The organism is Candidatus Poribacteria bacterium (assembly GCA_021295755.1).
Classification (GTDB): Bacteria; Poribacteria; WGA-4E; order WGA-4E; family PCPOR2b; genus PCPOR2b.
In genome coordinates this window covers 1-3232 of the sequence record JAGWBT010000071.1, presented here as the reverse complement: position 1 = coordinate 3232, position 3232 = coordinate 1, and the positions used below count along the sequence as shown (strand labels likewise).

Genomic DNA, 3232 nt, shown 5'->3' with positions numbered 1-3232 from the left:
AACTGATCCGGTGTAGGGGCGATGCTCCAAAGCACATTGTCGAGCCAGCCGTGATAGTGTCCCTCGAACTTAACAATGATCGAACGTCCTGTGGCAGCGCGAGCCACTCGCAGGGCAGCCTGAACTACCTCACTTCCCGCGCAGTTAAAGCGCACCATCTCCGCACAGGGAACAATTTCACAGAATAGGCGCGCTGCTTCAAACTCGATCTCGCTCTGACCGGCATATAGGATCCCGTATTTGAGCTGCTCTGTTACCGCTTTGAGCACCGGTTCGGGATTATGCCCTAGGATCATGGGCCCCATCCCCAGATAGTAATCGATAAGCCTGTTGCCATCGACATCGTAAAGATAGGGACCTTCTGCGCGTTCAAAAACAAGTGGCGTTGGGGAGATACCCAGCCTAAAGTTGCTGTTCACTCCTCCGGGCAGATATTTCGCAAAGTTAGCAAGACGTCTCTTAGATTGATCGAATCTTATCATAGTTAGTCCTTTAATGGGTGAGGGCGTATGTGACAACATTCATCCCCTGCTCAAATGCCCACTGCCGCTGTTCCTCGCCACCCGGTTCGCACACCCGTCCCTCCCACGCGCAGTTGAGGTCGCTTGGACAGAAGTAGACGGCGATCCGATCATCGATCATGATTGCTTCGTCGAAATCTCCATGGGGTGTAACTAGCTTGTCGCCGCCGAGATATTCATCGTGATCGTAGATGGTGTGATAGATTGGGTGGCTCATATCAAGTCGTTCAAACTTTTTCTCTGGAAAAATGCGTTGCATCAGGCGATAGACCGCCGGGCGCATCCGGTCGATGCGGATATCACAATCTTCAACGTGGAGGAAACCACCGCGATCCAGGTATTCCCGTAATTTTCGGATGTCCTCGTCCGAAAATCGGACGCCGAGGTGCCCCGTCATAAAGATGAAAGGGTAGTTGCAGAGGTGGTCAATGTCATCCTCCTCGATTGAAACGTATTGTGGATTCTCGTGGAGCTCAACGTCGATGGAGGTATATCTTGCCAGCATCTCTGTAAACTTTGTATCAGCGGGCCAACGGTAGTAGTTCACTGCGTTTGTGAACCAATCTCCGCCCGGATATTTGAGTCGGACAAAGACAAACTTCTCACCGATTGATTCCGGCGACGGGCGGTGATGTTCGATCCAGCCGTAGTGGTGACCGTAATGGGCGTCTCGTGGGGCATCGTATGGAATGTATTCTCTAAAAGGAGCGGCTTGACACCAACCTGCAAACTGATCCATGGCGAGGGCTGATGCTGCAATTCCTGTTGCGCCCTTGAGAAACGCTCGACGGGACACATGCGATAGAGCTGGGCGCAGTGACTTTTGCTCTTGGAGATGGATCGGTTCGCCTGTGAATATAGCGCGATTTTTCTTGTTGCTAGAGTCCACGGATATATTCTCCCAAGTTAGGATCGACTATACCTCAACACCAGCGATTCTTGTCTACTATATTCCTTACTGGCTCGCCGGCGACGAATCGGCGAAGGTTTGCTGTTACGACTTCGATGCGTCGGTCTGCTGTGTAGGGTCCCGATCCCGCAGTATGGGGCGTGATAATGACATTTTCCATCGCCCAGAGTGGATGGTCGGCGGGAAGTGGTTCGGTTTCAAATACATCAAGTCCAGCGCCGGCGATTTCGCCCGCTTCTAGTGCAGCGGTCAAAGCAGCTAGATCCACAACAACGCCTCGCGAGATATTGATGAGATACGCAGTTTGTTTCATCTGTTTGAGCTGATCTGTGTTAATCAGCTTGAAGGTTTCGGGAGTGTGGGGGACACAGCTGACGACGAAATCGGCTTCCGCTAGCAGATGATCCAGCCTGTCGATATCCCATAGTGCATCAACGAAGTCGGGTTTCTCGATCTCTACCGCGTTCGTGGCGATGACACGCATCTCGGCTGCTGCGCCGCGTTTTGCCACCGCTGTCCCAATCCCACCAAGCCCGATGACTCCGAGCGTTTTGTCCGCAAGATGGATGACCGGGACATCTTTTGCCCAGTTCCGTTCAAGCTGCCTCCTCAGAAAGATATGAAAGCCACGCGCAAACATCAGGATATATCCCATCACATGGTCTGCGATGTTGTCACTGTAGATACCCTGCATGTTGGACAGCGTAATATCACTTTCTGCCAGTGCCGGGAACATATAGTGTTCGAGTCCTGCCATCGGGGTCTGGATCCAGCGCAGTTTTTTTGCCCGCGCTAACAGATCCGGGGTGATTCGGCCGTACATGGCATCAATCTCGCCAATAATTTCAAGGGCTTGGTCCTCGTTTTCAACATTCTGAACCTCAACTTCATTCGAAACGGACTGAAGCGCTCGTAGTTCGTTTTCATCAACTGCCGGATAGATTAGGAATTTCATTGAAAATCACCGTATTCTGTCTTCTTAAATCATGCGGGAAGTTACGTCGATAGTACACTCAATAGTAGTATAGCATTTCACTATCTCTCTGTAAAGGGAAAGCAGACATTTTCTGATTACTACCCCTTATGCCATACCTTGATTTTTTTTGCTTGATCTTCGTTTTTCTATCCTTTATAATCTTTCTGATTGTAAGGTGTGAGGATACTTTCAAAAGTTAAAATAGGAATTACTACTAAAATCTGAAATTTCCGACACCCACGGAGCCGACTATGCCAGCAAATCTCCCTCCCGAATATTATAAACTGAAGCACGAGCTTGAAGCGGCCCGGACCGACGAGGAACGACTCCAACTATTGGAGGAGATGACGCGAATCACACCAAAGCATAAGGGAACCGAAAAGGTTCGCGCAGATCTTCGATCTCGGATTGCAAAGTTGCGGAAAGCCGATGGGAAGAAGCAGTCGAAAAGAGGACACAGCTATCATGTCCCCAAGCAAGGTGCGGGACAACTTGTGCTGATTGGGACTCCTAATGTTGGTAAGTCACAAATTATAGCCAGTTTCACCAAAGCCAAGCCGAGTGTCTCCCCAACGCCGTATACAACTCAAGAGCCTAGCGTCGGGATGTTGGCTTATGAGAACATCCAATTTCAGTTGGTTGACACACCGCCGATCACGCAGGACTTCGTGCAGCCGTGGGTATTTGACCTTGTGAGGAACGCCGATCTCGTCCTACTCGTCGTCAGCCTTGCGAGCGATGAAATCCTGGATCAGGTTGAAATCGTTAAATCGAGGTTGACTGAAGCCAAGATTCAGATTGCGGGAATTGAGGAACCGTCAGATG

Annotated in this window: 4 protein-coding genes; 1 reads left to right on the top strand and 3 read right to left on the bottom strand. The window is 50.3% G+C overall.

The annotated features are described in order from the left end of the window. From J4G02_11780 to J4G02_11770, 3 genes are all read right to left on the bottom strand, one after another. A partial coding sequence (locus J4G02_11780; GenBank protein MCE2395257.1) for an aminotransferase class III-fold pyridoxal phosphate-dependent enzyme occupies positions 1-482 on the bottom strand: 482 nt, incomplete at its 3' end. Between the two features lie 10 nt (positions 483-492). Further along, a complete protein-coding gene (locus J4G02_11775; protein ID MCE2395256.1) occupies positions 493-1410 on the bottom strand; it encodes a DUF4159 domain-containing protein in 918 nt (305 codons plus the stop codon). A gap of 34 nt (positions 1411-1444) precedes the next feature. Next, positions 1445-2386 carry a D-2-hydroxyacid dehydrogenase gene (locus tag J4G02_11770; GenBank protein ID MCE2395255.1) on the bottom strand — a complete coding sequence of 314 codons (942 nt, stop codon included), beginning with the start codon at positions 2384-2386 and terminating at the stop codon, positions 1445-1447. Between the two features lie 272 nt (positions 2387-2658). Between J4G02_11770 and J4G02_11765 the strand changes: the two genes are divergently transcribed. Beyond that, positions 2659-3232 (top strand): 50S ribosome-binding GTPase (locus J4G02_11765; GenBank protein MCE2395254.1); only part of this gene is annotated, 574 nt, incomplete at its 3' end.

Excerpts from the sequence above, each read along its gene's own strand:
- J4G02_11770 (MCE2395255.1), bottom strand. The coding sequence starts at position 2,386 with ATGAAATTCCTAATCTATCCGGCAGTTGATGAAAACGAACTACGAGCG.